This window comes from Capnocytophaga sp. oral taxon 380 str. F0488, assembly GCF_000318255.2.
Lineage (GTDB): Bacteria > Bacteroidota > Bacteroidia > Flavobacteriales > Flavobacteriaceae > Capnocytophaga > Capnocytophaga ochracea.
On the sequence record NZ_KB291207.1, the window covers coordinates 40,073 to 46,366 of the forward strand.

A 6,294-nucleotide genomic window follows, 5' to 3' on the forward strand; every position below is an offset into this window, starting at 1 on the left:
AAGCTACACTTTTCTTACATCGAACTCACGTTAAAAACAAGCATTTTACAAAGCATTACCTTAATTTTGCTTAAATTCTGAGGCACAGCCTCACCTGTTCACATCAAACCTTTTTGTCTAATTTATAAAACAATCTGTTGTCGTGCTACGACCCACAGCAAATAAGATGAAAAAAAAGATTCTATCCATCATTGCCCTGCTCCTTATAGTAATAGCAGGTTATTTCGTATGGCGAAAATACATCGCCCCCACCCGTATCGCATTGGTGAACTTCATCAGCTATCAGGCGTCCAATATCGCCCTTTCTAATTCCGATAAGTTTATCAAAATCGAAGAAGTCCCCCTCGACCAACTCGATAAACTCAAAAACTACGACTTCGTCCTCGTATGGGCAATGGGACTCAAAATTAGCGACGAACAGCGCAATCAGCTCATCGATGCTGCTAACCGCGTGCCTTTTCACAGTTTCGCCGTTACCAATCCCGATAACGATATCAGTAGCCTCAACGAAACCGAACTCAAACACGTAGGCGACTATCTGATGAGTGGCAATAAAGCAAACTACCAAAACCTCGTTCGTTATGTCCGCAAATATATCGACAAGAAATGGTTTGCTACCGAACCCGCACCGCCTATCGAACGCAAAGAAAACGTCTACTTTCATTTAGACGACGAGCGCTCTTTCAGCTCCCTTAAAGAATATCAAGAGTATATTCAGAAGAATAATTTCTATAAAGAAGGCGCTCCTCGCATCGCCATAGTAGCAGGCTTACACGAGCCTTTTGGCGGAAATAAAGAACACCTCAATGGAGTAATACACGCCTTGCAGAACGAGGGTATGAACGTCTATCCTTTCACCGCTCAAGAAAAACGTATCGACTTCCTTACCGAAATCAATCCCGATGCCATTGTCTATTTTCCTCACGGACAAATGATGATGGGGCAACCCGAACTGTTTATCAATTGGGCTAAGGAGCACAACGTACCCCTCTTCACGGGATTATCGGTCTTAGCAATGAAAGACGATTGGGAAAAAGACCCTATGGGTATGTCGGGTGGCTTTATGGGGCAAACCATTGTAATGCCCGAGTTAGACGGGGCACTCTATCCTTATGTAGTGATTGCCCAAGAACAAAACAAACAAGGTTATTACTTCCTCAATACTATCGAGAACCGCGCCCGGAAGTTCGCCAAAATCATTCATAACTTCACCGATTTAAAACGTAAACCTAATGCCGACAAGAAGTTGGCGATTGTTTACTTTAAAGGTGTGGGGCTTACACCTGCTGCCGCTCAAGGGTTGGAGGTCGAACCTTCACTATTTCGTTTTTTACATCAACTCAAAAACGAAGGTTATAACGTAGGAACGCTTCCCGCTACACAAGCCGAATTCAACCAGCTACTGCTCACGCACGCCAATACTTATAGAGCCAATGCCAAAGGCGATATCGAAAAGTTCATCAGTACAGGTGCTCCTGCTTTGGTAGAAGCTCACGAATTAGATGCTTGGCTCAAAAAAACTTTACCCGAAAAACTCTATAAACAAGTAATCGAAAAGAACGGCGCTGTACCGGGCACTTACCTCAATACTTCTAAGGACGGTAAAAATTATCTGGCGGTAGCCCAACTCACTTTCGGTAATATCACCATTCTGCCTCAACCTCCTGCCGCTATTAGTACTGATGATGATTTTAAAGTGTTGCACGGCGTAAAAGAAATCCCTCCTTATGCCTATATGGGGGCATATCTTTGGATACAAAACGGCCTCAAAGCCGATGCGCTCATTCACTTCGGTACACACGGCTCATTGGAGTTCACCCCTAATAAACAAGTAGCCCTCTCCGATTACGATTGGGCAGATATCTGTGTGGGTACCGTACCACATTTCTACTATTATACTATCGGAAATATAGGCGAAGCGATGATGGCAAAACGTCGTTCGTACGGCAGTATTGTGTCTTATCTTACCCCTGCTTTCACCGAAAGCGATATGCGCAATACCTTCAATAATTTAGAGAACACCATTCTTTCTTATCAGAAAGCAAAGAATCCTATCGATAAACAAACCATTGGGTTACACATCAAAAAGTTAGCCGTAGCAATGGGCTTACATCGTGATTTGCGTTTGGATAGTATCCTCTCCAAACCGTATACCGAAGCCGAAATCGACCGCCTTGCTAACTTCGCCGAAGAGATTGCCACCGAAAAGATTAATGGCGAATACTACGTAATGGGAGTCCCTTATACTCCTGATAAAATTAATTCTACCGTCTTGGCTATGAGTGCCGACCCTATTGCGTACAGTTTGGCTACCTTAGATAAGTACCACGGTAAAGTTACCGAAGCCGACCTTAAACACAAAGCCTTTTTCACAACTCATTATCTAAACCCTGCTAAGAGCTTAGTAAACCAAATACTCGCAGGCAAACCAGTTACTACTGAACTGATTTGCAACTATGCTCATATCTCTGCTGACGATTTGCAAAAAGCCAAAGTTACAATGGCTAAAGAAGAAGGAAGTGGTATGCCTTATTTCTTACAACAGCAGATGAAAAAACAAGCTACGGTTTCAGCAACCACTACTGCTACTCACACAACAGCCACAGCTTCGGCTACTGCTAAGAAACCTGATGCCGTAGGTCGTCCTACCAAAATCAAAGCTCCAGCCAAAAAAGAAAACCGCAAGCCTCTTACTAAGGAAGAGCTGGCTGCTCTCAACGCTCAAAAAGCTAAGATAGATTATGCGCGTGCCTTGGTAGATATCGAGAGAACCATTACCAATGTAGCGCTCTATAAAGACGCCTTGCAAAACAGTCCGCGTTTAGAAGAAAAGGCTTTCTTCAATGCTCTAAATGGTGGTTACACCCCTCCTTCCTCAGGAGGTGATGCAGTAGCCAATCCTAAAGGTGTACCTACCGGTCATAACCTCTATGGGGTGAATGCCGAAAGTACACCGTCTAAACTCGCGTGGGATAGAGGCGTAGCTTTAGCCCAAAATGTAATTAGTGAATACCAAAACAAACACCACGAATATCCCAAGAAGATAGCCTATACCTTTTGGAGTTCCGAATTTATAGAAACCGAAGGCGTATCTATCGCCCAAGCCTTGTATATGTTAGGTGTTGAACCCGTATGGGATAGCTTTGGTCGTGTAGGCGATGTGCGCGTCATTCCTTCTGAAGAGTTGGGTCGCCCTCGTATCGATGTGGTGATTCAAACCTCAGGTCAGTTCCGCGATTTAGCAGCTTCTCGTTTGTTCTTGCTTACCAAAGCTATTCAAATGGTATCAGCTCTTCCTGAGGAAGCATATGCCAATGAAGTGAGCGTAGGTAGTGTAGATATCGAAAAACAATTGGTAGAAGCCGGAGTGTCGCCCAAAGAAGCCCGCGAACTTTCTACCGAACGTATCTTTGGTGGCTTGCAAGGTCGTTATGATACAGGCACTAAGGAGTTGATTAATTCCGGCGATAAGTGGGAAACTCAAAAGGATATCGCTGAGGTTTATATGCATAATATGGGCGCTTTCTACGGCAGTAAAGACAATTGGAGCAAGTTCCAAGAAGGTATGTTCCGCGCCGCTATCAAGAACGCCGATGTGCTCATTCAGCCTCGCCAAAACAACACTTGGGGAGCGCTTAGCCTCGACCACGTCTACGAGTTTATGGGGGGTATGAATGCCGCTATCAAAGAAGTAAACGGCAAAGACCCCGATGCCTACCTCGCCGATTATCGCAACCATAAGAATATGCACGTGCAAGAACTCAAAGAAGCCGTAGGGGTCGAAGCACGCAGTACAATATTCAATCCTAAATACATCAAAGAAATGATGAAGGGTAAGGCTTCAAGTGCCGGGCAAATAGCCGAAATCGTTACTAATATGCACGGTTGGGAAGCTACTCGCCCCGAACTCATCGACGATGCAATGTGGAATGAGGTATATAACACTTATATAGAAGATAAACATCACCTGGGCATCACCGATTTTATAAAGAAAGAAAATGTAGCAGCCTTGCAAGAGGTAACTGCTGTAATGCTCGAAGCTACCCGCAAAGGTATGTGGAAAGCCTCCGATGCCCAAATCAGTAAACTTGCCGATATCCATACCGACCTTACTAAGCAATTCGGTGTAAGCTCTTCTCATTTCTCTTCCGAAAATAAGAAGTTGCAGGATTATATCAGCAAAAAGGCTTCACCTGCCAATGCCCAAGCGTATCAGCAACAGCTCGCTCAATCGCACCAAGGCAGTCAGGCTCAAGCCAATACCCAAGATGCTAAAGTCCTCAAAAAAGAAGAAACCACTACCGGAAGTCCTCAAGAAAAAGTATCACTCAGTGCCCTTTGGATAGGTGGAATAGTGCTCCTCGCTTTCGTCGGTCTCATCATCTTTATTCGCAAAAGAAGAAGATAATTTAAAGTTACAGCAAATAAGAAAGGCTACCCAATTGGGTAGCCTTTCTACTTTTAATTTCATCATAAATTTAATAACTCCTCCACGTACTCCCTGCTGTTCGAGAGTCGGGGTACTTTGTTTTGCCCGCCAAGCTTATCCTTGTGTTTGAGCCAGTCGTGAAAAAGTCCCGTGCGAGCCTTGTGCACTTTGGGCATATTCAGCGTCATATTGTTGTAGCGTTTAGCTTCGTAATCCGAGTTGAGCTTTTGCAGTTCGCGGTCTAATATCTCGGTAAATTGCTCCAAACTCTCAGGAGGGGCATCAAACTCTATTACCCATTCGTGCCCTCCTTTCAGCTTGTCTTGCATAAATATAGGCGCAACCGTGTAGTCTATTAAGTGACTATTAGTCTGCTCACAAGCCTTTTCTAACGCGCGCTCAGCATTCTCTACGATGAGCTCTTCTCCAAATACATTAATAAAGTGCTTGGTACGACCCGTAATCTTAATCCTATAAGGCACTACCGAAGTAAACCTTACCGTATCTCCTATCATATAGCGCCACAAACCGGCATTGGTAGTAATCACCATCGCATAGTTCTTTCCTATCTCCACCTCACTCAGCGGAATTGCCTTTTGCTCCGCAGTACCAAAAGTCTCCATCGGTATAAACTCATAGAAAATCCCGTAGTCGAGCATTAGCAACATTTCGTCCGAATTGTTGCGGTCTTGAATTGCAAAGAACCCTTCGGAGGCGTTGTATATTTCGTAATAACGAAAACTATCCGAAGGAATAATATGCTTATACTGTTCGCGATACGGTATAAAGCTCACCCCCCCGTGAAAATATACTTCTAAGTTGGGCCACAACTCCAAAAGATGTTCTTTTTGGGTTTCTTCTAAAATCCGATTTAAAAGCACTAACATCCACGAAGGAACGCCCGCAATACTAGTCACATTCTCTATTTTCGCCTCTTTGATAATCGCTTGTAACTTACTCTCCCATTCACTCATCAGCGATACCTTGTTGCTGGGGGTACAACTCCATTCTGCCCAAAAAGGCAGGTTTTCAATCAAAATCGCCGATAAATCCCCAAAATAAGTACCGTTTTGTTCATACAGTTGCTTGCTCCCTCCCAGTCGCAAACTCTTGCCCTTAAACAGATTCGAATCCTCGTTGTTATTTAGGTATAAGCACAGCATATCCTTCCCCGATTTGTAATGGCACAGTTGCAGTGCCTCCTCACTTACCGGAATAAACTTGCTCTTAGCGTTAGTAGTCCCACTGCTCTTGGCAAACCATTTTATCGGCGTATGCCAAAATACATTCCGCTCCCCTCGTCTTGCCCTTTCTACGTAAGGCTCAAAGGCTTCATAAGAAACTAATGGTGTATTTCTACTGAATTGCTCATAGTTTTTCACCTCAGCAAAGTTATATAGTTTGCCCAGTTCAGTGTCTTTGGCAGCATCGAGAAGCTCCAAAAGCACACGTTCTTGCACCTTATGTGGGTGCTCTACGAACTCTTGTATTTGGTCAATACGGCGTTTTAAAAACCACGAAGTAATAGAATTGAATAAAGCTAATGGCATATCCTGTATAACAAATTACAAGTGACAAAAGTAATAATTATTTCTGAACTAACAAGAAACTACTATTACAATTAAGTTACAAAAGTAACTTTTCTCCGCCGGTTTGTTGTCTTTCTGCAAGTTAAACATTTTATTCTTTTCAATAATCAGCAAGCAACCCTCCCCTAAGCACTATCTTTCCCCCGATAACAAAAAGTCCATTCTATAAATATCCCCCTCCCCTATCCGCCCCGTCAAACAATTTTTCCCGTCTCTAATTCCCTCTTTGAAGGTAGCCAGCAAGAGATTTTCATCACATTTCCTTCGTCATTCGTC

General features: G+C 43.7%; 2 protein-coding genes. One reads left to right on the forward strand and one right to left on the reverse strand.

Annotated features, from left to right (window positions below; all coding sequences use genetic code 11):
- The first annotated feature begins 166 nt into the window (after window positions 1-166).
- The gene (locus tag HMPREF9078_RS07020; RefSeq protein ID WP_009420003.1) at window positions 167-4,408 is read left to right on the forward strand and encodes a cobaltochelatase subunit CobN; all 4,242 of its coding nucleotides are present in this window, start codon (window positions 167-169) and stop codon (window positions 4,406-4,408) included.
- Between the two features lie 62 nt (window positions 4,409-4,470).
- Here the strand turns inward: HMPREF9078_RS07020 and HMPREF9078_RS07025 are convergent, their stop codons facing one another.
- Window positions 4,471-5,979, reverse strand: a complete 1,509-nt coding sequence (locus HMPREF9078_RS07025; RefSeq protein WP_009420004.1) for a GH3 auxin-responsive promoter family protein — start codon at window positions 5,977-5,979, stop codon at window positions 4,471-4,473.
- Between the last annotated feature and the right edge of the window lie 315 nt (window positions 5,980-6,294).

Excerpts from the sequence above, each read along its gene's own strand:
- HMPREF9078_RS07020 (WP_009420003.1), top strand. The coding sequence starts at position 167 with ATGAAAAAAAAGATTCTATCCATCATTGCCCTGCTCCTTATAGTAATA.
- HMPREF9078_RS07025 (WP_009420004.1), bottom strand. The coding sequence starts at position 5,979 with ATGCCATTAGCTTTATTCAATTCTATTACTTCGTGGTTTTTAAAACGC.